At 60.9% G+C, this 24,181-nt stretch carries 21 protein-coding genes and 3 pseudogenes; 9 read left to right on the plus strand and 15 right to left on the minus strand.

The annotated features are described in order from the left end of the window. The first annotated feature begins 37 nt into the window (after window positions 1-37). Window positions 38-1,210 carry a hypothetical protein gene (locus NUW23_02050; protein MCR4424963.1) on the plus strand — a complete coding sequence of 391 codons (1,173 nt, stop codon included), beginning with the start codon at window positions 38-40 and terminating at the stop codon, window positions 1,208-1,210. A gap of 87 nt (window positions 1,211-1,297) precedes the next feature. Here the strand turns inward: NUW23_02050 and NUW23_02055 are convergent, their stop codons facing one another. The 5 genes and pseudogenes from NUW23_02055 to NUW23_02075 form a co-directional block, all read right to left on the minus strand. Then, a complete protein-coding gene (locus tag NUW23_02055; GenBank protein MCR4424964.1) occupies window positions 1,298-2,344 on the minus strand; it encodes an acyl-CoA dehydratase activase in 1,047 nt (348 codons plus the stop codon). Continuing rightward, complete coding sequence (locus NUW23_02060; GenBank protein MCR4424965.1) at window positions 2,323-3,453, minus strand: CoA protein activase; 1,131 nt, start codon at window positions 3,451-3,453, stop codon at window positions 2,323-2,325. The genes NUW23_02055 and NUW23_02060 overlap by 22 nt, the downstream gene beginning before the upstream one ends. Next, a complete protein-coding gene (locus tag NUW23_02065) occupies window positions 3,450-4,388 on the minus strand; it encodes an acyl-CoA dehydratase activase-related protein (GenBank protein MCR4424966.1) in 939 nt (312 codons plus the stop codon). The genes NUW23_02060 and NUW23_02065 overlap by 4 nt, the downstream gene beginning before the upstream one ends. 13 nt (window positions 4,389-4,401) lie before the next feature. Continuing rightward, window positions 4,402-5,550, minus strand: a complete 1,149-nt coding sequence (locus NUW23_02070; GenBank protein ID MCR4424967.1) for an aldo/keto reductase — start codon at window positions 5,548-5,550, stop codon at window positions 4,402-4,404. Window positions 5,551-5,607: 57 nt separating this feature from the next. After that, window positions 5,608-5,775, minus strand: a pseudogene (locus tag NUW23_02075) (HNH endonuclease). A 564-nt stretch (window positions 5,776-6,339) separates the two neighbouring features. Between NUW23_02075 and NUW23_02080 the strand changes: the two are divergent. Next, window positions 6,340-6,741 (plus strand): DMT family transporter, encoded by a 402-nt coding sequence (locus NUW23_02080; GenBank protein MCR4424968.1) that lies wholly within the window; start codon window positions 6,340-6,342, stop codon window positions 6,739-6,741. Window positions 6,742-6,788: 47 nt separating this feature from the next. On the opposite strand, the gene NUW23_02085 is transcribed toward NUW23_02080, so the two are convergent. The 3 genes from NUW23_02085 to NUW23_02095 all read right to left on the minus strand — a co-directional run bounded on the left by NUW23_02085 (window position 6,789) and on the right by NUW23_02095 (window position 9,360). After that, entirely contained in the window at window positions 6,789-6,938 is a 150-nt protein-coding gene (locus NUW23_02085; protein ID MCR4424969.1) for a hypothetical protein, read from the minus strand. Window positions 6,939-7,116: 178 nt separating this feature from the next. After that, window positions 7,117-8,010, minus strand: coding sequence for a 2-hydroxy-3-oxopropionate reductase (gene garR, locus NUW23_02090; protein ID MCR4424970.1), 894 nt, complete (start codon window positions 8,008-8,010; stop codon window positions 7,117-7,119). A gap of 216 nt (window positions 8,011-8,226) precedes the next feature. Beyond that, complete coding sequence (locus tag NUW23_02095) at window positions 8,227-9,360, minus strand: hypothetical protein (GenBank protein ID MCR4424971.1); 1,134 nt, start codon at window positions 9,358-9,360, stop codon at window positions 8,227-8,229. A 178-nt stretch (window positions 9,361-9,538) separates the two neighbouring features. On the opposite strand from NUW23_02095, the gene NUW23_02100 reads away from it, so the two are divergent. The 5 genes from NUW23_02100 to NUW23_02120 all read left to right on the plus strand — a co-directional run bounded on the left by NUW23_02100 (window position 9,539) and on the right by NUW23_02120 (window position 14,217). Continuing rightward, window positions 9,539-10,696 (plus strand): branched-chain amino acid ABC transporter substrate-binding protein, encoded by a 1,158-nt coding sequence (locus tag NUW23_02100; GenBank protein ID MCR4424972.1) that lies wholly within the window; start codon window positions 9,539-9,541, stop codon window positions 10,694-10,696. Window positions 10,697-10,765: 69 nt separating this feature from the next. Beyond that, window positions 10,766-11,671: a branched-chain amino acid ABC transporter permease gene (locus NUW23_02105; GenBank protein ID MCR4424973.1), complete on the plus strand. Its 906-nt coding sequence runs from the start codon at window positions 10,766-10,768 to the stop codon at window positions 11,669-11,671. A 16-nt stretch (window positions 11,672-11,687) separates the two neighbouring features. Then, the gene (locus tag NUW23_02110) at window positions 11,688-12,677 is read left to right on the plus strand and encodes a branched-chain amino acid ABC transporter permease (protein MCR4424974.1); all 990 of its coding nucleotides are present in this window, start codon (window positions 11,688-11,690) and stop codon (window positions 12,675-12,677) included. Then, entirely contained in the window at window positions 12,674-13,480 is an 807-nt protein-coding gene (locus NUW23_02115) for an ABC transporter ATP-binding protein (protein MCR4424975.1), read from the plus strand. The genes NUW23_02110 and NUW23_02115 overlap by 4 nt, the downstream gene beginning before the upstream one ends. Then, window positions 13,477-14,217: an ABC transporter ATP-binding protein gene (locus NUW23_02120; protein MCR4424976.1), complete on the plus strand. Its 741-nt coding sequence runs from the start codon at window positions 13,477-13,479 to the stop codon at window positions 14,215-14,217. Before NUW23_02115 ends, NUW23_02120 begins: the two co-directional genes overlap by 4 nt. A gap of 20 nt (window positions 14,218-14,237) precedes the next feature. Here NUW23_02120 and NUW23_02125 read toward each other — a convergent pair whose 3' ends face one another. Continuing rightward, on the minus strand, window positions 14,238-15,899 hold the full coding sequence (locus NUW23_02125) for a 1-acyl-sn-glycerol-3-phosphate acyltransferase (GenBank protein MCR4424977.1): 1,662 nt from the start codon (window positions 15,897-15,899) through the stop codon (window positions 14,238-14,240). Between the two features lie 160 nt (window positions 15,900-16,059). Between NUW23_02125 and NUW23_02130 the strand changes: the two genes are divergently transcribed. Next, window positions 16,060-16,671 carry a YitT family protein gene (locus NUW23_02130; GenBank protein MCR4424978.1) on the plus strand — a complete coding sequence of 204 codons (612 nt, stop codon included), beginning with the start codon at window positions 16,060-16,062 and terminating at the stop codon, window positions 16,669-16,671. Window positions 16,672-16,755: 84 nt separating this feature from the next. On the opposite strand, the pseudogene glnA reads toward NUW23_02130, so the two are convergent. From glnA to asnB, 3 genes and pseudogenes are all read right to left on the minus strand, one after another. Beyond that, window positions 16,756-18,002: pseudogene (glnA, locus tag NUW23_02135) on the minus strand (type I glutamate--ammonia ligase). Further along, window positions 17,978-18,157: a MerR family transcriptional regulator gene (locus NUW23_02140; GenBank protein ID MCR4424979.1), complete on the minus strand. Its 180-nt coding sequence runs from the start codon at window positions 18,155-18,157 to the stop codon at window positions 17,978-17,980. Before NUW23_02140 ends, glnA begins: the two are co-directional and overlap by 25 nt. Window positions 18,158-18,273: 116 nt before the next feature. Then, a pseudogene (asnB, locus tag NUW23_02145) lies at window positions 18,274-20,136 on the minus strand (asparagine synthase (glutamine-hydrolyzing)). A gap of 159 nt (window positions 20,137-20,295) precedes the next feature. Here asnB and nadE point away from each other — a divergent pair. Further along, window positions 20,296-21,051, plus strand: a complete 756-nt coding sequence (gene nadE / locus NUW23_02150; GenBank protein ID MCR4424980.1) for an NAD(+) synthase — start codon at window positions 20,296-20,298, stop codon at window positions 21,049-21,051. A gap of 152 nt (window positions 21,052-21,203) precedes the next feature. Here nadE and NUW23_02155 read toward each other — a convergent pair whose 3' ends face one another. The 3 genes from NUW23_02155 to NUW23_02165 form a co-directional block, all read right to left on the minus strand. Then, window positions 21,204-21,704, minus strand: coding sequence for a hypothetical protein (locus tag NUW23_02155; protein MCR4424981.1), 501 nt, complete (start codon window positions 21,702-21,704; stop codon window positions 21,204-21,206). A 361-nt stretch (window positions 21,705-22,065) separates the two neighbouring features. After that, a complete protein-coding gene (gene pheA / locus NUW23_02160; GenBank protein ID MCR4424982.1) occupies window positions 22,066-22,908 on the minus strand; it encodes a prephenate dehydratase in 843 nt (280 codons plus the stop codon). A 330-nt stretch (window positions 22,909-23,238) separates the two neighbouring features. Next, window positions 23,239-24,045, minus strand: a complete 807-nt coding sequence (locus NUW23_02165) for a glutaminyl-peptide cyclotransferase (GenBank protein ID MCR4424983.1) — start codon at window positions 24,043-24,045, stop codon at window positions 23,239-23,241. Window positions 24,046-24,181: the final 136 nt, after the last annotated feature.

The following is a 24,181-nucleotide window of genomic DNA, read 5'->3' on the forward strand; positions in this document are numbered from 1 at the left end:
ATAGCGTCCAGGTTATGAACCGATGGGGGATGCCGAATTGGAGACATGCAACGGTTTCGATTCTAGACTCCGCAAGATGCTCGACTCCATCGTGGTGGACCCTGTGGCGAGGGAGAAAGGCCGGAACCGGATATCGCGGGTTCTGGGTGGAGAGGACGTGGACTGCCTTCCGATCGTGTGCGGCATCCCGTCTCTGGGGCAGACAGGGTGTTCCCAGTACTCCTTCAAGGAGCAGTTCGAAGACGGGGCAAAAATGCTCATTGAGCACATCCCGGCCATGGCAATGGCCGCGGCGTCCGGAGCAGATGGGGTCGTCTGCATGAGGCCCAACTTCGGCGTGGTCTTCATGCCCGCTCTTTTCGGTCTCGAGTGGGAGTTCAGAGATGGCGCGTGGCCCTGGCCCGCAGGGCACATGTCCCGCGAGCAGTTGGAGCCACTGCTGGAGCCCGAATCAAGGGCAGATCTCATGCGGTCGCTCCAGGGCCGGGACCTCATGGCCCGCGCCGCGGACTACGCCCGGTACTTCGCGGAGCAACTGGGAGATAGAGCTCGGGTATACCTGCCCGACACTCAAGGGCCGTTCGACCTCGCGCACTTGTTACGAGGGAACGACCTCTTCCTGGACATGTATGACGATCCCGAGTTCGTGCACGATCTCATGGCCCTGGTGACTGATGTGTTCATTGAGATCACTAGGACGCTCAAGCGGGTGCTCGGCGAGGCTGACACTGAGTGCTACCATGGGCACGGGATGTCCAGCGGGATATACATGTCCAATGGTGGAACGAGACTCTCGGAGGACACGGTCACGTTGCTCTCCCGCCGGGACATCGACGAGTTCGTGATCCCTTATACTGAGCGCGCCCTCGCGGCGTTTGGCGGGGGGTTCGTCCACTACTGCGGAACCAACCCCGGGTTCTTCGACGCCCTTCTCGAACTGGATCTGGTCCGCGCCATAAACCTCGGCAACCCGGAGATGCACGACATGCCCTCGATAATCAGTAAGCTAATGGACCGGGGCCGTGCCTACTTTGGTCCGATTCCGCTCGAACCCGGTGAGGGTCTCCGGGCATATCTCTCCCGGGTCGCCCGCCTGACCGGCGGGGAGAAGCGGGGCCTGGTGTTCGTTCCAGATCCCGCAGTGTATGAAGAAGCTGCTCCCGACATTGTGGTTTCGGAGTGGCGAGAGGTACAGGCCTCCTTGAGATGAGTCTTCTCACGTGCGCGGGCTCGCCCTCCCGGGGTGATCCCTTTCACAGGTCCTCCTTCCCCGGGGGGACGTCCCTTCCCCGGGTCGCTAGCGTCCGGCGGCGGACTCGAGCTCGCCCGAGGGGCAGGACAGGCCAGACATGGGCGACGGATCCGGCGGTCCGGGTGCGACGGGCCGGGCCTCCTCCCATTTTCCGCACTTGCCGCCCCATCTGGCGATGAGAGCTGAGTCCCTTGAGATCTCGACGATCTCGCACATGTTCGGGCAGTCAGTGCACTCACGGGACCTTGCTGAGAAGTCGTGGTCAGGCACGACCCATCCAGCGAACGAGGTTCCGCCTGTGGCGCGCCCGGATCTCACGTGCCTTTTTGCGAGAATGGCAGCGCCGATCGCCCCCATGACATCAAACCGTGGGGGGACCGTCACCGGCATACGGAGAGCTTCCTCAAACGCCTGTCGCATGCCCGCGTTGGCTGCCACCCCACCTTGGAACACCACAGGCGCATGGATCTCTTTCCCCTTGCCGACGTTGTTGAGGTAGTTTCTCACCAGCGCCTCGCACAGGCCGCGTATGATATCGGGCAGGAGACATCCTACCTGCTGCTTGTGGACCATGTCGCTCTCCGCGAACACCGCGCATCGCCCGGCTATCCTCACCGGCGCCTCCGATGCAGCCGCGAGTTCACCGAACTTCTCCACCGGCACCCCCAACCGCTCCGCCTGGTGCTCGAGGAACGACCCCGTCCCTGCAGCACACACCGTGTTCATGGCGAAATCTACAACCACGCCGGACCGGAGCAGGATTATCTTGGAGTCCTGTCCTCCAATCTCGATCACTGTGCGGACATCCGGAACTTCCTTGAGCGCGGCGACCGCGTGTGCGGTGATCTCGTTCTTCACAACGTCAGCCCCGACGAGCACGCCAGCCAGGCGCCGTCCTGAACCGGTGGTGCCCACACCGGCCACTTCGAACCCTGGCACGGACCGTCTGAGTATCCTGAGCCCCTCCTGCACTGCATCTATGGGGCGTCCCTGCGTACGAAGGTACAGTGACTCCACAACTTCCTCATCTTCGGACAAAAGCACCAAATTGGTGCTCACCGATCCAACATCTACTCCGAGGTACCCGCGCATGCCGCCTCGCCTCCTGCCGCACGTGATTCGCATCTGACCGCGAGCAAATCCACGAAAGCTTCCAACCTGGTCATGAGTCCAGCATCTCCAGTATGCTCGTCAAAGACGCACGACATGATTGGCATTCCCTCATGTTCTGCAACAGATGGAAGGATGCTCTGGGCAACTACCTCAGGCATGCACGTGAAAGGGGCAAGGTGGACCACACCGTCCACTCCGTCTCTCGCCATCTCCACTGAGCAAGCTATGCTCTCGAGGCCATGCCCTCCCACCGCGTGGTTCAGGTAAGGGCTTGCGAAACGCGTGCGGTCCGGCTTGCCGGAGGGGTGTAGGATGTCGAGATAGACGTTCTCCCGGACCCACCCGCTGAATGTGATGGGCCTGACAACCTCAGCTCCTAGCTCACCGAGTTTCTCCGCGACCCCCAAGTTCACAAAGGGCTCCAGGACGACGTACACCTCACCCACCACGCCCACGCGCAGGCTCCGGGATTCGCCCGGGCTCCACGGGCGCGCGCACCTTTGAATGGCATGTAATCCTTCAGCCGTCGCCTCCCTGACTTCCCGTTCAGAGTCTGCCGCGTCCAACCGTGCGAGTGCTCCTGCCAAGGCTCTCGTAACCGACCCGCGCGTTGCCTCACGCGCCCGGGTGACCAGGGCCGCCTGTTCCAGCCTGTCGAGGCTGCACGCCTTCAGCCACGCTCGCTTGACCGCAGACACTATCCGAACCAGTCCGGAGCGTCCGGCAAGAGTGCGAAGGTCCCGGAAGAACTCACGTGGGTAGGCTCTTGGCGGCTCGAGTGCAATGAGCTTCACCGAGTGCCCCAGGTCGCGCAGGATCTCCCGCTGCAGCTCGCAGTAATAGCCGAATCTGCAGGGCCCGATCCCGCCTGCCATCATGAATGCGTCTGCCCCAAGCTCGATGGCTTCGAGGAAGTTGCCGACGGTAACCTTGAGCGGCAGGCAGGCAAATTCGGGGGCATGAAGAGCGCCGCGCTCCAGCGTCCGTCTGGTCGTGGGTGGAGGCACCAGAACCTCAAGACCGAGGGATCGGAGGAGTTCACCCAGGGGAATATACATGTTGCCCAGATGGGCAAAGGAAAGCTTCATCTAGTCCCCGCCCTCCAGCCCGCCGTGTCCATAAACGCCTCAAGCCGGGTGATCAGCCCGGCCTCGCCTGTGTGCTCGTCTATGTTCAGAAGAAGGAACGGCATTCCTGAGTGCCGGCTCGCTTCTCTGCTCACAAGTTCCGCCACGAAGGACTCGGGACCGCACCCAAAAGACGTGAGGTACACGATCCCATCGACCTCGGATGTCTCAATCCACCTGACCGCAGCGCCGAGAAGCTTCTCCGCGAGTGTCCAAAAGAGTCTTTTCCGGCCTTTCCGTGCCCATCGGACCACCTCGGGCGCGGGGTAATCATCCGCGGTGACCGGGCGCGCCCCGAGCGTCCTGAGCTTGTCCAACAGGTTCATGCTGACGAAGGCGTCCTTGAGGTTGTAGGGGTGACCGAGGACCCCTACCCTCACCTGGCCCGTGGCAGCCTCGTCCGCCTCGGACAGCACCTCAGCCGGTTGGGCCTCGCAGCCCATGCGCCGAAGTCCACGACGGAAGGCACGAATCGTCTCATAGGGTCCGGCCCCGAACTCCCTGCCGAGACGGAGCAGGTTGCCTGCGAACGGGAAATCTCCTCGGGACCGGTCCACACAGGTATCGATCACCCGGGACTTGCACTGAAGCCGAGCGCGAACCATGTCAGGAAGGCCCATCATCTTCGGACAGATGAATGACCTTCTCTCCACACTGACCACTCTGGGCACAAAGAGGGCGTCTACCCTGCCGTCGAGGTAGGCGGCGTGGCCCATGAACACCTTCACGGGCAGGCACACCTCGTCGACGCAGGACTTCACGCCCAGGTCGACGATGGCCTTGTTCGTCGGAGGCGACACCACGACCCGGACCCCGAGCGTCTCAAGAAACTCCTCCCATAGAGGGTAGAACTCGTAGTAGAGCAACCCGCGGGGAATGCCCACACTGATTGCCATCGCGCATCACTTTCTACAACTGGCGCGCCTCTCCCAGGGCCTTGTGGACTTCCTTCAGCAACTCCACCACAGGCAGATGCTGTGGGCAAGCTCGCTCGCAGTTGCCGCACGCCACGCACGCGGACGCGTCTTTGCCCGACTTGGAGATCAATTCGTAGATCCGCGCCGAATCCCGGGACGCATTGAACACAAATGCGTCATTATATAGGGTGAAGAGATCGGGGATCGGTAATTCGTTGGGGCATGGCATGCAGTACCCGCACTCGGTGCACCCGATTTTGACCCGCCCTTGGAAGATCTGTCTTGCCTTGGCGAGCGCGGCGAGTTCGTCCGCGGTCATCGACCCCGGCTCCGCCTCCGAGGCAATCCTCAAGTTCTCGACCACCTGGCCCATCGTGCTCATTCCGCTCAAGACCACGGACACTTCCGGCCGGTTCAGAACCCACCTCAGTCCCCATTCGGCAGGGGACCAGTCGGTCCGAATCTGCTCCATCTCAGCTTTGACTTCAGCCGGAAGGCCTGACGCCAGCTTGCCGCCGCGCAGCGGCTCCATGACCACAACAGCCAGGCCCCGGGAGGATGCGTACTCCAGTCCTCTGACTCCAGCCTGGCACTCCACGTCCACGTAGTTCAGCATTATCTGGCACAGACTCCAATCGTAGGAGTCGACAACGGACTTGAAAAGGTCGAAGGTGTCGTGGAACGAGAAACCGGCGAACCCTATGCGCCCCCGGGAGAGTTCGCGGTCGAGGAACTTCCTGACCCCCAGGCCGCGCAGTCTCTCCCAAATGGACTTGTTGAGCGAATGCAGCAGGTAGCAGTCGATCCGGTCGGTCTCGAGCCGGTCGAGCTGCTCGTCCAGGTACCTGGTGAAGTCGTCCGAGGTCTTACACAGCCAGGTCGGAAGCTTGGTCGCCACCCGAACCTGTTGCCTGTATCCGCCTCCGAGCGCCCGGCCGACCAGGCCCTCGCTCTTGCCACGGTGGTAGTTGTAGGCTGTGTCCAGGTAGTCGACACCGTGATCTATGGCGTACCGGATCATCCGGACGGCCTCATCCTCGTCGATGGAATCGGGATCTCCCGCAACAACCGGCAACCTCATGCACCCGAAACCGAGTACCGAGACCTCGAATCCACACTGCCCGAACTGCCTGCGCTTCATCGACCATCCTCCTCGGTGCCTCTGGACACATATCTTCCACGCTACCCAACCACCAGACTACGCGGCGTCGGGAGCCCCTGCCTTCAGACGTGGGGAGGAGACGCCGCTTCCCCTCTTCTGGGCATATTCGTATCCATCGGCTTTTTGAAGCAGCCGCAGGCACTTTGGATGCACGTCGAAGCCGTTCAACTTGAAGCTCGGCCTATGCCGGACGGCTATCCGACCGGTATGCCTGTTTAATGCCGGGCGACAGGGCCTGGAACTGGCACGCATCCCAGGGTGTCGTGACCTGAATAACGCAGCCCGATGGCCTTACGGCCGATGAGCTGAGGCTGGTCAGCTCCAGGCTTGCTTACCGCAACCCCCCCCGGCTTTAGCCGTGGGGTAGCTGACACACATTCCAAGCTCTTCCGGCCTGCGCCACGCGAGACAAGTCCGGAAGCGAATGACCGCCGAGACCATTTTATCACATCCACATCGGAGCCGGACAGGATGGGCCTGGGTCGGGCAGGAAGCCCCGGGACGATTAAGGCTTGCCTTTCTGTATCACGGCAGAAGCGGACCACGAGGACATAACCAGGAGATACTTGTGGGACTCACAGACGCATAGGCTTTCATACGGGAGGGATCCCACTGAGACACTTCCAGACCGGGGTTCTCCTTGCACTTCTCTCCGCCGCCGCTTTTGGGTCTCTTCCTGTCCTGACTGTGTACGCCTACCGGGCGGCGCTACTGTCCTGACCTTGCTCTTCCTGCGGTTCGGCATTACCGCCCTGGTTTTTTCCGTACATGGCTTCACACATGGCCGAATTCCGCCTGACTCCGGGGGACTTGCTGACACTGTTCTTGCTTGGTAGGGTAGGCTACACTCTTCAGTCCGGGTTCTTCCTTTCATCAGTCAGGTTCGTTCCCGTCTCCCTGGCATCCCTTCTTTTCTGCACATACCCCGCTCTTGTGTCCGTGCTCGCCTTCCTCACCAGGGGTGACAAGATGTCCCCTGGAGAACCGGCCGCACTAGGCCTCTGCGCGACGGGACTGGCCCTGGTACTGGGTACGCCCGTCGACACGCTGGACTGGCGCGGAGTCGCCCTGCCCCTCTCAGGCACCCTGACCTACGCGTGTTACATTGTCGTCGGAAGCAAGGTGGTGACCAAGGTCCCGCCTCGGGCCGCAAGCGCCTTCGTGGCGTGATCCGCCGCGGTGGTTCTGCTCCTCGCAGGCCGGTTCACCGGCACCCTTCACTTCATGCTGGATACCTCCGGGTGGGTCGCGGTGATCCGCGTCGTGGTACTGGGACCGGTGGTCCCCATGATCGCGTTCTTCCGCAGTCTCGAGCTCATAAGCGCCACGCGCACGTCCGTGCGGAGCATGGTAGAGCCGCTGGTCACTTTTGTCCTCGCAGGTGTGCTCTTCAACGAGCGAGCCACAGCCCTGCAAGGAGTGGGGGTAGTCTTGTGCATCGCAGGCATGATGACCGCGGCCAGGTTGCGAGAAGGCAAGCCATCACGTCGCTCGAGAAAGCGGCTACCTCTTGCTCGACGGGCCGGCAACAAGCCGGCCCGACAATCAGGCTTTCTTCACCTCCACACCTGCGAGCTTCTCAAAGAACGTGGCCACAGCCCCGTGGTCCAGATCGCCTTTCCCCTCGGCCCGGAGTGCCTGGAAGACTTGCATGACCAGGCCGGTAAAGGGCAAGGGCACCCCAACGTCCTTCCCCGTGGCGAGCGCATTCGCTAGGTCCTTTATGTGCAGGTTGATCCGGAAACCGGGGGCGAACTTGCGCTCGAGGAGCAGGGGAACCTTGGCGTCCATCACATTGCTGCCGGCCAGGCCGCCCCTTATTGCCTGATAGATCGCTTCCGGATCCACTCCTGCCTTTGTTCCCAGCGCGAATGCCTCGCCGACCGCGGCTATGTTCAGGGCCACAATGATCTGGTTGCACACCTTGGTGGTGTTGCCTGCGCCAATGTCTCCCACTCGGACGACGGACTTGCCCATTGTCTTCAAGATATCCAGGCACTCCTGGAAGTCGGCCTCATCTCCACCGACCATGATGGAGAGGGTGCCCGCAACCGCTCCCGGCTGCCCTCCGCTGACAGGGGCCTCCAGCATCCTGACCCCCCGTGCCTTGGCGGCCTCCGCAACCTCCTTGGATGTCGCGGGGGCGATCGAACTCATATCGATAATGATCGACCCAGGCCGGGCGCCTTCGAGCACTCCGCCCGGTCCCATGACCGCCTTGCGGACATCAGGGGAATCCGGAAGCATGGTGATGATCACGTCGCTCCTGCTCGCCACATCCGCGCAGGACGCCGCAGTCTCAGCGCCGTCCTTGACTATCTCGTCCAGGACGTTCTGGCGGAGTTCGTATGCCACCACTGGGTACCCGGCCCGGAGCAGGTTGCGGCACATGGGTAGTCCCATAACGCCCAATCCAATGAACCCAATCTTCTTCTTCAACTTCGAACCTCCTACATCGTGTTATGGTGCTGGTGGATTCCGAAGCGGCCCATGAGTTCGTAGAATTCTCACATTCTCACCTCAGGGGTCCAGGTTGTCCGGCTCTCACTCAGTTTTCGCCGCCCTATCCGGTTACACCTGCGGGAGGCGATCCAATCTTGGACTCTTCCCGCCTGCCGCGTCAGCGAGGCATCGCTCATTTGCCGCTCTCTGGCCCTACCCCCTGCCGAACAAGAACCACGTTACCAGGAGGTATAGGCCGACTATCATGATGGATTCGATTCCAAGGTTTCCAACTTTTCGCCGGGACCGATAGAAGAGACCGATCAGGACTACGGCGCTCATGAGAAGGGCGAACATCGCCGCAACCGCGTGGGCCTGACTTACGGCGGTCAGCAGGGGCCCGGGGCGGTGGGCAGCGTCCGCGAAGAAGAGAACAGCCATATTGAACAAGTTGCTCCCCAGGGCGTTTCCGAGAGCCAGGTTGATGGCGCCGATGTTGGCAGCCGCTATGCACGTGGTCATTTCAGAGGGGGAGGTGGCCGCCGCGACCAGACCCGATTCGACGAAACCAGCCGACAGGCCAGTCTGCTGGACTATGCCTTCGGCGGATCGGGTCAGAAGAGTTCCCGCGACTACTATCACGGCCGCCCCTCCAACGAAACCCGCGGCGGCCTGCCCAAGGCTCCGCACTTTCTTAGGAGAGGGCTCGTGCGGTTCTTCTCCTCTTTCTGGCTGACCTGCCGCATCAGTCGCACGCATGGATGATTCCTGCGCAGGCGCTCCCCGTCCAGAGTTCCCCTGCCTCGGTCGGGTCTGCGGCCGGGCTTCAAACGCATTGAGAAGCCAGGAGCCGAAGACGTAGATCGCGAGGATCGCCAGGGCGTCCACGCCGGCCCCGAGGACTTCGAGGTCGAGCCGAAGGAGAATTCCCAAAGCCGCCAAAACCATCAGAAGCATCCCAACCGCCGCCGAGAGAAGATGACCCGGAGCGGCGTCGTGAATGATTGACCTCTTCCTATACACAGCGTCCGCCAGGGCTATGGTCATGATGTTGAAGAGGTTGCTTCCGAAGAGGTTGCCCGCTGCTATTTCGGGCAGACCGACCCTCGCCGCGCTGACGGAGGCGACCATTTCCGGAAGGGAAGTCCCCGCGGCGAGGAGTATCCCGCCGACCCCCACGGCGCCCAGACGCGTGCGCGCGGATATCGCTGCCCCGCCTGGATGTCTGTGCCTGACGGTACCGCCCAGACGCGTGCGCGCGGATATCGCGTCAGCCGCTCTGGTGAGGGCCAGCCCGGCACCTATTATGGCTACGCCGCTTGTGATGAAGGCCAGATACGCGTTCAAGGATCCCGACTCCCTTCGTCGCGCGGGCAGAGATGGCATCGCCCTTCTTTGTATTATAACGCAGGACATCGGTCGACTCTGGCGAATACCTTACCCAGGTCGTGGCTGTTCGGAGGTAACGTGTTGCTTACATGGGAACGCCTCCCAGCCAACAATAGGATTAGGAGGTGTCGGTCGAATGATGAGAAGTCGGTCGAGCTTGTTGCTGGTCGCGCTCTCGCTGGTCCTCTCACTGTCAGCTGGCCATTCTCTTGGTGCCCCGGAACCCATCAAGATCGGGCTTCAAGCCCCTATCACCGGGCCGTGGGCTTACGAAGGCGAGATGGCCCGAAACTGCGTCCAGATCGTGGCGGACGAGATCAACTCCGCCGGGGGCATAGCAATAGGAGCTGTCAAGCGGCCTGTTGAGATCGTTCTCGGCGACGACCAGGGTTCTCCCAGGCAAAGTGCCTTGGTAGCCCAGCGGATGCTGAGCGACAAGGTCGTCGCGGTAATCGGGACCTACGGTTCATCCATCACAGATCCGGCGTCCACCATCTACGAGCGCGCCGGCCTCGTGAACATCGCCTACGGTTCCACCGCCGAGAAACTAACCGAACAGGGGCGGAAGTTCTTCTTCAGGACCTGTTTCAGAGACGACAGGCAAGGAGCCTTCTTTGCCGCGTTCGTCAACGATACCCTGAAGGCCAAGCGTGTCGCGATTCTTCACGACAACACCACTTTCGGCAAAGGCCTCGCTGAGGCAGCCAGGCGTCCGCTTCTCGAAGCCAAGAAGGCCGACCTTGTGTTCTACGATGCGGTGACACCAGGCGAGCGTGACTTCACCGCGATCCTCAGCAGGATGCAGAAGTCCAACCCTGAGGTAGTCTACTACACTGGGTACTATGCGGAGGCAGGTCTCATCATCCGGCAGATGCGCAACCTTGGGATCAAGGCCACTTTTGTCGGGGGCAACGCGGCGATCAACGACGAGTTCATCAAAATCGCAGGCCTGGACGTGGCCCGGGGTGCTCTCATGACGCAGGAACCCCTTCCAACAGACCTCAAGTACCCTGAGTCCAAGTCCTTCCTCGACGAGTACATACGCCGGCACAAGGAGCCGCCGAGCAGCCCGTGGCCTGTGTACGCCGCCGACGCGCTCAAAGTCATCGCGGCGGCCATCTCCGCCACCGGGTCCACCGACTCCAAAGTCCTCGCCGACTACCTCCACAACGATCTGAAGGACCTGCCGGGTATTACCGGCCCGATCTCCTTCGACGCGGTGGGTGATCGGGAGGGAGCGATCTATCTGGCGTACGAGGTCACTGCTGACGGGAAGTTCGTACCCCTCCAGTAGCGTTTGTTCGAATGGAGGTGCATGCACGGGGGCCACGCTTTCGGGCGCCGGCCTCCGTGCTCCGACGACATGGTCTTCTTCCTGGAACAGTTGGTAAACGGCCTTACGGTCGGCGCCGTGTATGCCTTGGTCGCTCTGGGCTACACAATGGTGTATGGAGTCATGAGGCTCATCAACTTCGCCCACGGCGATCTATTCATGATCGGGTCCTACCTTGGGTTCACGATGCTCGTCTCCGTTTTTGCCGGAAGCAGAATCTCGCTTGGGCTGGCTCTGCTTGCAAGTATACTCGTGGCGTTGGCCGGGGTGGCGATTCTCGGCATGGCGGTGGAGCGCGTGGCATACCGACCCCTGCGCCGATCGAACAGGCTCACGGCAGTGGTCTCCGCCCTCGGGGCGGCGATCTTCCTGCAAAATGCGGCAATGCTCATCTGGGGGGCCCGATATCAGGCCTATCCCCCTTGGGCATCCCCGGACGCGCAGTGGGTGGTTGCAGGCGTCCACATCAACCTCATGCAGATCCTGATAATGGCAACGTCTCTGGTCCTCATGATAGCGCTCTACCTGTTCGTCCAGCGAACGACGGTTGGGGCAGCGATCAGGGCCACCGCCATCGACCATGACACCGCGAGGCTGATGGGCATCGATGTGGACCAGATCATCCGTCTGATCTTCCTCATAGGTCCTGCGCTTGGCGGGGTTGCTGGAGTGCTCTTGGGCCTCTATTACCGGCAGATTCACTTCACAGTTGGGTGGGCCTATGGCCTCAAGGCTTTCACCGCTGCGATCTTGGGTGGAATAGGCAACATACCTGGGGCGATGGTGGGAGGTCTCCTTCTCGGGATCCTGGAGATGCTCGGCGCTGGATACATCTCGGCCGCCTGGAAGGATGCATTCGTCTTTCTCATACTCGTCTTGCTTCTGATGTTCCGGCCCACCGGGCTCTTAGGTGAGCGCGTAGCGGAGAAGGTCTAGGGACTTCCCACGGGAGGTGTTCAAGCTGCGTGAGTTCTGGAAGTCGTTGTCTGGATTCGAGCGAAAGTACTCCAGATGGCTCCTCACGGGGCTCATCGTGCTGGCCTTGGCCTTCCCACTCATAGCCAAAGACTACTGGGTGGATGTGTGCGTTTTCTGGGGTATCTACGTCCTCCTCGGACTGAGCCTCAACATAATCGTCGGTGAAGTCGGCCTCTTCAACATGGGCCACATGGCTTTCTTCGCCATAGGCTCCTACACCACCGCCATCTTAAGCGAGCGGTTCGGCATTTCCTTGTGGCTCCTTCTGCCCACAAGCGGCATAGTAGCGGGCCTTGCCGGGTATGTCCTTGCCCGCCCCATCATCCACCTTCGTGGCGATTACCTGTTGGTCGTCACCATCGGCCTGAACGAGATGATCCGGATCAGCCTGATCAACAACCCTTGGGGCCTGACCGGCGGCCCAAACGGTCTGATCGTGCTCGACCAGTTCCGGTTCTTCGGCCGGGTGATCCAGAGCCCCACGGATTTCTACTACTTGACCTGGGCACTGGTGGCCCTGACTCTTTGGGCCCTTACCAGGCTTCAACGGTCGAGAATCGGACGGGCATGGAACTACGTACGCGAAGACGCAGTCGCGGCGGAGGCCACAGGGGTGGACACCAGATGGGCAAAGCTGCTGGCGTTCACACTCGGGGCAGGAATCGCTGGGGCAGCCGGAACCATCTTTGCCACCAAGCTCGTGGTGATCTCCCCAGAGAGTTTCACCTTCATGGAATCGGTGATCCTCTTCTCCATAGTCATCCTGGGGGGAATGGGCTCGATCCCCGGCGTGATCCTGGGCTCTGGGGCGATGCTTGTCCTGCCTGAGCTCCTTCGCAATTTCGCCCAGTACCGGATGCTCTTTTTCGGGGCAGCGATGGTGCTCATGATGATCTTTCGGCCGCAGGGCCTATGGCCCTCCAGGCGCTGGACCACACAGCTAAAGGGGGGTAAGGAAGCGTGAGCGAACCAGCATCCGGTGGAGCACTCCTCGAGCTCAGATCGGTGAGCAAGAACTTCGGGGGCCTGCGCGCCGTCAACCATTTCGACCTCGATGTCGCCGAGGGCAGCATAACCAGTCTCATCGGCCCAAACGGCGCGGGGAAGACCACGGTGTTCAACGTCATAACCGGAATCTACCGACCTGATGGCGGCCAGGTTACCTTTGCCGGGAAAGACATATCCGGGAGCCTCCCCCATCGAGTGGTTGAGGCTGGGATAGCTCGCACTTTTCAGACCCTCCGTCTGTTCGAGAACCTCACGTGCTTCGAGAACGTCCTCTCTGGGCAGCACTGTAGGAGCCGCTCAGGAGTTCTTGCATGCATTTTCGGCACAGCCGCCAGGCGGCTTGAAGAACGGCAAGCCTACGAGGAGGCAGAGAGGTGCCTCCGCAAGATGGGGATCTGGTCCTACCGAGACGAACTCGCCCGGAACCTTTCCTATGGCGACAGACGGAGGCTTGAGATCGCCCGCGCGCTGGCCACTCGTCCACGTCTTCTGATTCTCGACGAGCCCGCTGGAGGCCTCAACGAGGAAGAGTCCGCCGAGTTGATGGACATCATCAGGGGCATTCGAGACTCCGGCATCACCGTCTTCCTGATAGAGCATGACATGCAAGTCGTGATGGGCATATCTGACCTGGTAGCTGTCATGGAGAACGGGCTGAAGATAAGCGAGGGGACCCCCGCCCAAGTGCAGCAGGACCCTGCCGTAATCGAAGCCTATCTGGGTACGGACGACGACGAGCTGGGCGGTGATGACAAGTGAGCCTTCTTGAGATCCGCGAGGTCCGCATCGCTTACGGAAACGTGGAGGCGATCAAAGGCATATCCCTTACAGTGGAAGAAGGGGAGATAGTCACTCTCCTCGGGGCGAACGGGGCGGGAAAGACAACCACCCTTCGCGCGGTCTCCGGGCTGCTCAGGCCGAGGTCCGGCAGCATCAGGCTTCGGGATGACGAGATCAGCTCAATGCCTGCCCATCGAATCGTGGAGCGTGGAGTGGCGCACGTGCCAGAAGGCCGGAAGGTCTTCGGCACCCTGACCACCGAGGAGAACCTCAACCTGGGGGCTTACAGGCATCGGCACGACCCGGCGAAGGTCGCAGCAGGCCGGAAGCGTGTGTACGAACTCTTCCCCAGGCTGCTCGAACGGAGGAACCAGCTCGCGGGAACTCTCTCCGGGGGCGAGCAGCAAATGCTCGCCATAGGCCGCGGGTTGATGGCCGATCCCAGGATACTGCTTCTTGATGAGCCCTCGCTGGGCCTGGCGCCCAAGCTCGTGCAGGAGATATTCCGTACTATCAGGGGGATCAATGCTCAGGGAGTGACCATCCTCCTGGTAGAGCAGAATGCCAGGCTGGCGCTTCGAGTGTCGCACAGGGCCTACGTCCTGGAAACCGGAAAGATAGTGCTATCAGGGCCTTCGCGCGAGCTTGCGAGCGATCCTCGGATCAAGCAGGCTTACCTTGGTGGGCGCCAGAGCACCCAGTCGGCAACCGAGTAGATGAAAAGGTTCGGAGGGGTTCAGGCCATCACGGCCCCTTTTGCGTGTCGGCTGGTCCACTGCTTTGCGGTATTGCCTCGCGAGGCCTCCACGTAGTCCTCCCATTTGACGGGTGAGTCATGTTCCAGTGCAAACTGGGTCGCGCCATTTGCATCGACCACCACAAGGTGGTCCGCCAGGTTCAGGTAGCAGAAGTAGATGTCCTCAGTCTTCCGCGTTGTCGTCACTGCGCCTGCTGAGAACCTGATCTCCTTCTCACTGAGCGTGAGTTCACCGCGACCCAGCCTGGTCAAGCGTTCGGTAGACTCGATACGGAAGGCAGTGGCGGTTGTCGAGGCGTTGAGTCCGCCATCCATCGCCCCGCGCTCGAGGCGTCTTCTGAGCTGTAGGTGGTAGTCACGCTCCAGTGTTACCTCGCCTGTCTCCTTGTCCACGAATTCCAGTGCGCGAGAGATGCCCCAGGCGGCGCCGCACTTCCGGCAAACCAGCCCTTCCCTGGTCTCCTCAAGAGTGCGCACACCCCCACACTTCACGCAACCCCAGGCCACGGTGGTTATGCCGTGATGTCCGGCCAGTGCCCGCCGCGGTCGTGGGGGTTCGGCCACGAAAGAGAAGATTCTCTCCTCAATTGCCGCTCGGAGATCATGATATGTGGAGAAGTCGTCGGGGTTCAACCGGGGGAAGAACCGCACAGTGAGGTCGCTGATGGCGGGGAACGTAGACCATCTGGGCCAGACCTCATGCCCGCCGATGAGAGAAGCACACACAATGGGCGCGTTGCACCTGTGGAGGAACTTGTATACTTCATCCCCGACGGCCACAGGCCCCCCATCCCAATTCCTGGCACCCTCAGGAAAGATCCCCACCATCTCGCCGGCCTCGAGATACCTGCGCACAGTCCGTAGCGCACTGATGTCCCGGCTCCACCGCCGTTTGGGAAACGCGCCCATCAGTCGGAAGAACAGTCGAGTAATCGGGCTTCGGAACAGTTCGTCACTGGCCATGAAATGAATGATTCTTGTAGAGTAGAGGCCGACGAGGAATGGGTCAAGCAGATTGACGTGGTTGCACATGACAACGCACTTGCCGTCTTCGGGCAAGTACTCCTGCCCTTCAACCCTGACCCTCCAGATGAACTTGAGAAGCACTTGCATAAACCCCATCACTAAGAGCAGAACCCAGTTCAGCTCCATACGGTCATAGTACAAGGCCTTCCAGAGAGGCAGGATCATGGGGACCTGCCGCCGGTACTCCTCGTACTTCCGCCCGAACCTTCGCCTGAGTTCGCGATCCTCCACGAAGGTGACGTAGGCAAGAAAGGCCACGCCGACCAGTACAGCCTGGGCAACGAAGGCCAAAGACTCGCGTCTCAGCCCGATCCCGATCAGGAGGACAGTGTAACCCCAGTATACCGGGTGCAGGACAAACCGATATATGTACCGATCGACCAGGCGGACAGTGGGCCCCGCCGGCCATCGCTTGCCCAGGAACGAGAGGATCAAGTATCCACGGATCATGACATATGCCCCGAGAGGCACGAGGACTGTACCCGCCAGAGTGGCAAGCCCGGCCGACGTGAACTCCGGCAGCAGCGGCTCCAGGATGCGAGACAGCTTTGTCATGGTGGCCGGAAGAATGATCACGAAGAAAAGGGCCTTGGCCCAGAATGTTGCTCTCTTCATCCGATCAACTTCTTTCAGACGAGCTGCATTGGTGGCATTCTCCGTTGAAGCACCTGTCTCCTGCTGGAAGCGAAGCAGCACGGTTCTCCCCGAGGCGATGGAGGACAAACTGCCCCGACGCAGAATGAAGCATACCATGCACAAGTAGGAGGCTGGTAGGTTGTCGTTTCGCAGGACGTTTCGAGGTTACGGATTGGTCTTCTTGGGATTCGGGATGATCTCCCTAGGACTCGCACTCATGCTCAGAAGCGATCTGGGTATGGGCTCGTGGGGAGCTTTCGAACAGGCACTCGCCCAACTGACTGGGATGACCTTCGGCCGCATATCCCAACTCGTTGGGTTCAGCCTCGTAGCTCTTGCGTTCTTCATGAGGATCCCGCCGACGGTGGTAACCCTTCTCAACATGATCTTCATTGGGCTCTTCGCTGACTGGTGGCTCGCCTTGATTCCCGCGGCGCACGGGCTCTCAGGTCAGGTCCTTCTGTTCACTCTCGGTCTCATCATCTACAGCTTCGGCATTGGGGGATACCTTGCCGTGAACCTCGGGGCGGGGCCGCGCGATTCGATGATGCTCGGCCTCTCCCGGACGACCGGGATGAGCATGCGCGCGGCCCGCATAAGCGTGGATGTCTCTCTGCTCGTGGCGGCATGGCTCATGAGGGGTCCTGTGGGCGTGGGCACCGCCGCGATGGCTTTCGGGTCTGGGCCATTGGTACAGTTCTTCTTCATGAGACTGCGGGGACCCATCCGCGGATGGAGCGGCACGGCATGATACGGACTGAGCCCGCCGGAAGCCGTGGGACTTGAACCCCAGAGGATCTCGGGTCTTCCAGCTCCGAGGCGGATGCCCGCACCTTCAAAACACCGACAAGTACTGGTCGAGTTCCCACTTGTGCACCTGCGTGCGGTAGATATCCCACTCAATGGTCTTGGCCTCCACGAAGTGTTCGAAGGCGTGAGGGCCGAGGGTGTCCACCACGATCTTGTCTTTTTTCAGCTCTCTCACGGCCTCTTCGAGGCTGCCCGGCAGCGCCTCGATGCCCAAAGACGCGCGTTCCTTCACTGTGAGGGCGTATATGTTCTCAAAGGTGGCAGGAGGGGGCTCGATTCGACTCTCTATCCCGTCCAGCCCTGACCTGAGCATCACCGCAAATGCCAGGTAAGGGTTGCACGCAGGATCCGGATGGCGAAGTTCGACTCGGGTTGCGCCGCCCCTTGCCGCAGGCACCCGCACCAGAGAACTCCGGTTGGCAACTGACCATGCGGCGTAGACTGGTGCTTCGTACCCCGGAACGAGACGTTTGTAGGAGTTCGCGAGCGGATTCGTCACCGCCGTCATCCCACATGCGTGCTTCATGAGTCCCCCAATGAAGTGGCGCGCGATCTCCGAGAGCTCATATTCGCCCGTGGGATCGTAGAATACGTTCACCCCGTCCCGCTCAAGTGACATATGGGTGCGCATTCCCGACCCGTTGATCCCGATAATCGGCTTGGGCATGAAGGACGCGTGCAGGCCGCGCCTGCGCGCGGCCGTGCGCGTCACCACCTTGAAAGTGGCAACCCTGTCTGCCGTGGTCAGGGCGTCTGAATACCGGAAGTCGATTTCATGCTGGCCCGGGGCAACCTCGTGATGGGAAGTCTCGACGTCGGACCCCATCTTTTCGAGAGCGAGAACGATATCGCGTCGTGCTTCCTTCCCCCGTCTGCCGGGGCGAGATCGAAGTACCCTCCTCTATCATGGGTCACAGTGGTGGGCCTGCCCTCCTCATCCATCTTGAAGAGGAAGAACTCTACTTCCGGCCCTGTCATCATGGAGAACCCCATGTCCCGTGCCCGGGCCACCGCCCGTTTCAGTATGTACCTGGGATCACCCTCAAACGGCTTGCCGTCCGGGGTATAGACATCGCAGATCAACCTGACAGCAAGATGCTCGCCGGACCAGGGGACTGTCACGAAAGTGTCACAGTCAGGCCGCAGGTACATGTCTGACTCCTGGATCCTCGTGAACCCTTCCACTGAAGACCCGTCGAACATGATGCCCCGGTCCAATGCCCTGTCGAGTTCGCGAACGGGAATGGTTACGTTCTTCGCGATCCCAGTGATAGTCCCTCGGCCAGTAATCTCCTTATGGACAACAGGCGCTCAATGTCCCCTCGGGAGTACTGGCGCCGATTCCCCTGGGTCCGGCGGGGAACAACTGGCCCTTTCTTCTCGTAGTACCGCACCTGTCGCAGAGAGAGTCCCGTCACCCGGGCCACGTAACCTATGGGGTAAACGGGTCCCAGATCCCTCGGGTCCTCGATGCCCAATCTAACCCCTCCCGGTCTTCGGTCATATGAGCGGCCGGGGCATCGGAGACCCGACAAGCGGCCGCCTATACCAGGACTACTTTGTACTCTCGGAACCGTGTTTCCACCTGTACCAGATAGGCGAACAGCTGCGCAGGTCCCATCAGCTGCCCAAACCAGGCTGAGCCGAACGCCTGCGCATCTGTTCTGAGGACCTCGCCAACGGCAGCCGGGCCCACTATCTCATGGAGGCGCGAGGTCCGGTCCTCCATGATCCGCGCAGGCCGGTCCCGGACAGCTGTCTGGTAGGCCAGATTGTGAGTCTTGGGGTAAGGACTCTTGGGCCTGTTCAGAACATCGTCGGGGAGAACTCCAGAGAGCGCGCGCCGCAGGATTCCTTTTGGCTGTCCCCCCAGGCTCTTTTGTGTCCAGGGGATGTTCCATGCGTACTCCACCAGCCTGTGGTCGCAGTAGGGCACGCGGACCTCGAGCCCAGTGGCCATTGTCATCCGGTCCTTCCGGTCAAGAAGGGTCGGGAGGAAGCGTGTTGTGTTCAAGTAAGATACTCCCCTGACCCTGGCCTCTTCTGGAGATTCGCCGGGCAGGCGCGGAACCTCCGCGACGGCTTCACGGTACCGGTCCCGGGCGTACTCCTCCGCCCGGATATGCCTCCGCACTTCTTCTTTAGGAAGCCGAGCCCGGCTGGAGATCATTCTCGACCAGGGGAAGGTGTCGCCTGCAAGTGCGTCCTGATCCCGGAACCAGGGGTACCCCCCGAAGATCTCGTCCGCTGACCCACCGGACACGGCCACCGTGGCCCCGCGCTTCACGTGCCGCGCGAACAAGTAAGGACATGAATCCACATCCGCCATCCCAGGCACGTCCCTGGCTCTCACCGCTGCATCCAAGGGCTCAACGAATTCAGGAGTATCGATCCGGACTCTCTGGTGGACCGAGCCGAGGAATCCCGAGACTCGGTCCACCCATGGAGCATCGGTATCAGGTTGATATCGCTTGACCCGGAAGTTCAGGTCGTTGTCGACGTAGTCCACTGAGAAGGTATGAACCGGGCCCAGTCCCCGCCGACCGTAGGCCCGGGTGGCGAAGGCCGTGACCGCACTTGAGTCAAGTCCTCCGGAAAGAAGCGTGCACACTGGCACATCCGGCACGAGCTGGCGTTCAGCGGTGTCCTCCAGAAACTCACGGACCCTCCTCGCGTTGGTCCTGGCATCGTCGGTGTGGGGGTGGCTCTCGAGTGACCAGTGCCTCCTGTGGCGAGCGACTCCCCTCCCGTATTCCAGGGACCACCCCGGCTTGATCTCGGCAACTCCTCGAAACACCCCGTGACCCGGCGTCCGGGCAGGCCCTACGGCGAGCACCTCTGCGAGGCCTTCCGCATCCACCTCAGGCTTGATGTGCGGGTGCGCCAGGACCGCCTTGAGTTCCGACCCGAACACCAGGTAGTCACCTCGGTCCGCGTAGAACAAGGGCTTGACACCGAGTCTGTCACGGGCGAGAAAGAGGGTCTGTCGCGCGCAGTCCCACACCGCAAAGGCGAATATGCCGTTGAGCTTCTCGGGGCACCTTGAACCCAATTCCATATAGGAGACGAGAAGGACTTCAGTGTCAGACCGGGAGGTGAAAGTGTGCCCACGGGAGATGAGCTCGCGTCGGAGTTCGTCCGTGTTGTACAGCTCGCCGTTGTGCACGATCACGTAGACCGCCCCCGCACGCTCTCTCGCCATGGGCTGCCCGCCCCCTTCCGGGTCCACGACTATCAGGCGGCGATGTCCGAGGGCGGCCCGCGGCGAGAGTCAGATCCCCGAATCATCTGGACCCCGGGGCGCGAGAGACAACACCATTCGTTCCAAGGTGGCGCCCTCAAAGGTTGTGATATCATGATGTTGTATGATACGCGCCGGCCCGGGGTTGGTGTATGAGGATGTCATCTTTCTTCAAACCTGACACCCATCTGACACGCACCTGACACCGGCCCGGCGGAACCCCGGGCACCGGGACTCTCGTGTCTCGGCGGCAAGAGGTGGAGGCAGCGCCTTCCGGTTGGCCTATGCTCCACCCGCCCGCAGTGGGAAGGAAGGATGAGATATATGGACGCTGGGAGAGTCGCAGAGGCTATATCGAACTGGCTTCGTGGCAAGGTTGAGCAGGCAGGATGCCGAGGCATGGTGTTCGGGCTGTCAGGTGGATTGGATTCGGCGGTCGTTGGAGCCCTGTGCAAGCGTGCGATGCCCGACGGCTGCCTGGGCCTGATAATGCCCTGCCATTCGGACCCCTCCGATGTCCGGGACGCCATCGCCGTGGCGAATGCCTTCAATCTGACGGTAGAGACCGTCGATCTCGGGAAGGTGTATGACGAACACCTTGCGAATCTCTCGGCCCATCTCGCGTCGGCCGGACTCAGCTCGGACGATGCTCAACGCCGGCTGGCCGAGGCGAACCTGAAGCCCAGACTCCGCATGACCACCCTGTACTACTTCGCCAACAGCCTGAAATATGTAGTGGTGGGGACGGGGAACAGGAGCGAACTTACCGTTGGATACTTCACGAAATACGGGGACGGTGGTGTGGACCTGCTTCCCATCGGTGGGCTAGTGAAGACCCAAGTCCGGCAGTTGGCACAGCACCTTGGAGTGCCGGAAGTCGTGATTGAGAAGGCCCCTTCCGCCGGGCTGTGGGCCGGGCAAACTGATGAGGGCGAAATGGGGGTGACCTACCCCGAACTCGACCGGTATATCCTGACCGGGGAGGCATCCGGGGAGGTTCGCAAGCGGGTGGATCGGATGCACCGGGCGGCAGAACATAAGCTGCGGCTTCCCGAGATTCCTGAGTTGCCCTTGTCTTGAATCGCGCCGGGGCAGGGGGAGGACTCACGTGACAACAAGCCGGTCATGACCACAGTCACTCGGTGCAGCCCGCCAGTGCATGGGCAGCCGGGCGGCCTCCCAACCGCCCGGCCTAGGTCGCGCTGTTCGCCTTGCAGAGCGTTTCCTGAGAGCTACCACTTAGCCACGTCGTCGAGGTCGCACCAGTCCGTCGAGTCCACGTGGTACCACTTGATAACGTCGTTCTTGTTCGGGATCTTGATCATAAGATCCGACTCTCCGCACCACTTCCTGTTGACCGTCCTGTTCTCCACGAGGCGGATGTCGATCTGCTTGTTGATGAAGCCAGAACCAAGGTCCCAGTGGGCCCAGTTGGCCCAGTTCCAGTGATCTAGATTCCACGGGTTCGGGCCCAACTGGATTGTGGTTCCCTGCCCGACGCCGTTGATGTAGAGCTCCACGTTGGCGACTTTGTTTCCGTTTGTCATGTAGTAGACACGGTAGTAGGATCCAGTCGTGTTGGTCTTGAACCTGACATAGTCACCGTCGTGCAGGAAGAGTCCGCCTACGTAGGGGAATTCGCTTCCGCTCCAGCTCTTGCCCCTGAAGGTTGAGGCGCAGGCAACTCCGGTGAAGATGACGAGAACCCCGATAACCAAAGCTAGCCTTTTCATCAGATACTTCGGCCGCGAACGCCCCTGCGCCAACGCCTGAGCACGTGCGACCTGCCTCCTTTCATTGCTGATGCCCGATCCAATATGCACCACACTCGCGCCGAAGACCACACAGCCCTGGACAGTCTCACCTGCCTTCCATGGAGCCGGGGAGTTCTGAGTGCAGAGATGGTCTATCATATTAGACGTTTCGGGAATCAACAACACGACAACCGTGAATGACGGGAGGTGTGCCGGATGTCGGCTGGCGGAAGAAGGCAGGGCCTGGGTGAGGTGCGGCGTTGGTCCCAATGCTGGCCACGAACGTAGCAGTCCCGTACTCCGACACGCAGGACATGCGGATACCCGTCTCCCGGCCTGATCAGGCCGGATCGTCCGAGGCCTGAGGGAACGACCCCAGGACCCTGACGGATGAGGCTTTCGTCTTCAGCTCCGTGAGGGCGGCCTGGCAGTCTGGATCGTCCACATGCGCGTCGATGTCGAGGAAGAACACGTACTCCCACGGCCGGCCCCGGCTGGGCCTGGATTCGAGTTTCGTCATGTTGATCTGCCTGTACGCAAACGCACCCAGGCACCAGTAGAGAGCTCCGGGCCTGTGCTCCGTTACGATCACAAGGACAGTCTTGTTCCTCCGGCCTCGCGGCGCACTCCTGTGCCCAACCGCGTAGAATCTCGTCCGGTTGGACGGGTTGGTCTGAATACCCTCCGCCAGCACCGCAAGCCCATAGAGGCTGGCGGCTCGCCTGCTCGCAATGGCCGCAGCCCCTCGCATGCCAGCCTCCCGGAGGGTCCGGGCGCTGCCCGCGGTATCGTACGAGGCAATGGCCTCGGCGCCAAGGTCGTTCAGGAACTGATCGCACTGCGCAAGTGCCTGGGGATGTGAGTACACTCTGCGGATTTCGGAAATCGACTCTCCCGGGAGGGCAAGAAGACAGTGGTTCACCGGAAGGATGACTTCCCCATACACTTGGAGGTTGTTTCTGACCAGGAGATCGTAGCTTTCGTTTATGGACCCCGCAAGGGAGTTCTCGATGGGGATCAGCCCATCGGTTGCCGCGCCCCGGTTGATGGCGTCGAACACGGCCGCAAGTGTACGGCACGGGAGCGCTGTGCGGTTCACGCCGTCGATCTCCCCGAAGAATCTCACCACAGCTTCCTCGCTGTAAGCACCTGGCTCACCCTGAAAAGCGATTACTTGCTGCATACCTTGCCCCCCTGACCCAGATTTGGGATCTTGGCAGCAAGTATACCACACCCGCCAGGTCCAGGTCACGGTTCAGAGGCGGTTCCGTTGGAGCAGTCCCAATTGATGGTTGATAGCCCTCGCGGCCATAGTAACATATGGATGTCGCCGGCCCGCACCGAAGGAGGTTGTCCCCGGAGGCACGCAAAGCCCGCGAGATCGGATCATGCCCGGAGCTCGAGTGTGTGTGAAGCGCGGAATCGGGCACTGGCCAAGGCCTGAGAGACAAAGCCTGGGGCTCACGTGGACGACGCCCTCGTGAGTCCGACATTCCCACTCAGCAGCTCCTCTTCAACGATGGGGGATGAGTCTGATTTCGTAAACCCTGGGCCATAGCTTACCTGTGACAAATAGCCGGTCGCGGTCTTGGTCATAGGCAATGCCATTTAGGACATCGACATTGCGGCTCTGCCGGTGCGCTGGATCAAGTAATCCGGCCAAGTCGATCCATCCAGTGACATGCCCTGTACTTGGGTCGATGCGAACGATCAGGTCCGTCATCCATACGTTGGCCCAGATCTCTCCCTTGATGTACTCCAGTTCATTAAGGCGCGCTACAGGTCCCTCGAGGCTACGGACTGTGATCTTTCTCACAGGCCGAAAGGTTGTGGGATCCAAGTATGTCAATACCGGCGTGCCATCGCTCATGATGAGGTACTCTCCGTCAGTCGTGATCCCCCATCCCTCTGTGTGGTATGAGAAGTTGTCAACAAGGGCAAACGACTCTCTGTCATACACGAAGCCCTGCTGTTCTTGCCAAGTTAGCTGGATGATCTTGTCCCCGTATATCGCAATGCCTTCGCCGAAAAACCGACGAGGAAGATCCACCTCTTTCGCGATAGAGCCGTCTTCGAGCCGCACCTTTCGCAGCGATGAGCTGCCATGCAGTCCGGTCCCTTCATAGAGGTAACCATCGTGATACACCAAGCCCTGGGTGAAGGCTCCTGGGTCGTGAGGGAAGCTATTGATGACTTCATAGCCATACCTAGGCTCGCTGTTTGCACCAAGGCTTTCTTCGCTGTACATTGCTCTGACCGAAACGGCCAGATAGGCCAAGGCGCAGATCAGGAGAAAACCAGGGCTGAAGAGCTTGCGCACTGGAAACACCCCCCGGAACAACATCGCGGTGCGAGAGGACAACTCAAAGAGGCCTCTTCCCGGCAACATCCCGGGCGTGGGCGATGGCTGCACGGTGTGCTTTCAGTTCCAGAGTGTCATCGAGGGGAGGGAGCTC

This window comes from Bacillota bacterium (genome assembly GCA_024655925.1).
GTDB lineage: Bacteria > Bacillota > DTU025 > DTU025 > JANLFS01 > JANLFS01.